General features: G+C 49.2%; 2 protein-coding genes. Both read right to left on the reverse strand.

The genetic code is table 11. From position 1 onward, the window contains the following. The coding region (locus tag Q0218_RS09000; protein WP_297968850.1) for a hypothetical protein at positions 1 to 1,051 on the reverse strand (1,051 nt) is incomplete at its 3' end. Positions 1,052 to 1,364: 313 nt separating this feature from the next. Next, positions 1,365 to 2,392 (reverse strand): isoaspartyl peptidase/L-asparaginase family protein (locus Q0218_RS09005; RefSeq protein ID WP_297968852.1); only part of this gene is annotated, 1,028 nt, incomplete at its 5' end.

Consider the following 2,392-nt stretch of genomic DNA (forward strand, 5'->3'; position numbering starts at 1 on the left):
CGATGTGCGGATCGCTTTCGTCGGTGATCTCAAATAAAAAAGTTTTATTTGGATAGAGTTTGAAAATTTCTTCAAATTTACAGCAGTGCTCGCGCGCCATCTGCGCAAATCTACTATCGGTCGATCCCGTCGTAGAGTAGATGACGCGGCGGTTAAAACTCGCGCCGCTTTCGCCGATATCTACGTAGGTGCAACACCCCAAAAAGCCGTTTACCTTTCGCACGGCAAGCACTGGCGTATCGTCCGTGACATCGATAGGATAAAGGCTTTTGCGCGAGGTAAATTCCGAGTAGTTATAGACCTTTTTAAATGGACGCACGATGATATTTAGATTCTCGTCCATTATGAGCCCGCGCATCTCAAGCAACGCCTTATCCCAATCGGCTTTGAAAAAGACGCGTTTTGAGTATTTATAGGTGCGAAGCTCGGGATAAAGCTCGCTTTGACGCGCGCTCCAGAGCCTTTTATCCTGCGTAGCGGCGATATATTTTTTCGTTACGTAGGTGTTTTGTGTCGCATCAAAGGGCAGATCGCGCCTGTTTAGAGCCGCCGCATCCTTGATCTTTTGCGCTACGCTTTGGCTCATAGGATTGACGGGCGGGATCAAAATTTCGCCCTCTATTTTGTTGTTTGCGACCTTGATAAACATCGCTATTACCGTATCTTCATCGACGCCGTGCTCGGAGGCGAAGAAATTTTGCATTCTAAAGCACTCGAAAATAAATCCATTCTGGGCGGCTTGCTCTTTTAGGCTTAGCAGCTCTTTGGTGCGCGCGCTCACGTTGCTAAGCACGATAAGAACGTCTTTATCTTTGTTTTCCATGGCAAATTTATACGCCTGCTTTATCTCGCGGGCGACCTTGCGCTTCGCGTCCTCCAAAAGCTTCGGCGACCAAGTATAAACCCCCGCCTCATCGGTTAGAAACATATCGTTTTCCAGATGATAAATTTGCGCCTGCGGATATTCGTTTTGAAATTCTTTAATTTTCTCTTTTGCGAAAGTCGTTTTACCCGAGCCCGCGTGTCCGCGAACCACTATAAATTTTCTCATTTTACCGCCTTGATTTTATGTGACGATATTCTACCTGAAATTTGAGCGCTTTGGTATCAAGAAATATGGATTTCGGTAAAATTTAAGGCTCGGCGGAGCTTAATACTCCTTGATTTGAGCCTAAGTTAAAGAGAGTCGATTTTAAATAGAAAATTCGCGCTTTGCCAAGGTGCTGAAAGTAAAATTTGACCGAATTTGGCCTCGCCGAAGCGCTTGATCGACGAAGGCGCCAAATTTAATAGACATACGATAAAAAGCGTATTTATCCTCGCTATTTGATTTAAATTTAGCCCCGCAAAGGGGCTAAATACGCTTATTTCTCTCCTAGCGGCCAGTAGACGATCGGTTTGGCTCCGAGCCTTGCTTCGCCGTGATACATGCCGAGCTTATCTTTCGTCCATGCAAAGCCCGTGTGTCCGTGCTTGTCGATCGAGATGATGCCGCCGCTACCGCCTAGAGCTTTGACCTGAGCTACTGCATCTTCGGCTGCTTTTTGCACGTCTTGCGTTTTGTATTTATAAAGAGCCGAGACCTCGTGTGCGGCGTTTACGCGCATGTATATATCGCCCGTGCCGGTGCAAGAAACCGCCACCGAGTCGTTGTCGGCGTAGGTTCCAGAGCCGATTATCGGGCTATCGCCGATGCGGCCGGTCATTTTATTGGTCATGCCGCCCGTGCTGGTCGCTGCGGCTAGGTTGCCGTTTTTATCCAGTGCGATCGCGCCCACGGTGCCAAGATACGGGCGCTCGTGCAAATTTAGCGACGTCTTTTTTGCTTTTTCGCTATCAAGTAGCAGCTTTTGCTTCTCTTTGGCCTTTTGCAGCGCGTCGTATCTAAATTGCGTGAAAAAATACTTCTGATCGACCATCTCTAGGCCGTTTTCTTTAGCGAGCTTGTCGGCTCCCTCGCCCGCAACAAGCGTATGCCACGTCTTATCCATCACGAGCCTGGCGCCTAGGATAGGGTTTTTGATATGCCGCGCCATAGCGACCGCGCCCGCTTTTTTAGTTGAGCCGTCCATGATCGAGGCGTCTAGTTCGTTAAATCCGTCGGCTGTAAATACCGCGCCCTTGCCCGCGTTGAAATTCGGATCGTCCTCAAGCACCATAATGGCCGCAGTTACGGCATCCATCGCGCTGCCGCCTTTTTCAAGCACGGCTTGACCCGCTAAAAGCGCTTTTTTCATCGGCTCTTCGCGGATTTTAAATTCCTCTTTGGTTAGATCAAGCCCGCTGGTGCCGCCGTGAATGACGATGACTGGGGAAAATTTCTCCTGCGCATTCGCAGCCGTTAGCCCGAGCAGGGCCAAGCTCGCCGCCATAAAAACGGCCTTTGAGAGTG

Source organism: uncultured Campylobacter sp. (assembly GCF_938039245.1).
Classification (GTDB): Bacteria; Campylobacterota; Campylobacteria; order Campylobacterales; family Campylobacteraceae; genus Campylobacter_A.